The following is a 233-nucleotide window of genomic DNA, read 5'->3' on the forward strand; positions in this document are numbered from 1 at the left end:
TTGCTGGCATTGATATCTCTGTCAAGGTATTCCCCGCATGTCGGGCAGTCCCACTCCCGGATATTGAGCGGCTTCTTGCCGTCTCGGTGTCCGCAACTCGAACAAACCTGACTAGACGGATAGAACCGGTCTGCTTTGATAAGTGTCCGTCCTTTTTGCTTGGATTTATATTCTAATTGGCGGACGAATTCATACCATCCTGCATCACCAATGCTTTTTGCCAGTTTATGATT

Annotated in this window: 1 protein-coding gene; it reads right to left on the reverse strand. The window is 47.6% G+C overall.

Going from position 1 to position 233, the window contains the following annotated elements:
- A partial coding sequence (locus tag ACYQ2O_RS13860) for an RNA-guided endonuclease TnpB family protein (RefSeq protein WP_459796890.1) occupies positions 1 to 233 on the reverse strand: 233 nt, incomplete at both ends.

Source organism: Alkalibacterium sp. m-11, assembly GCF_054658155.1.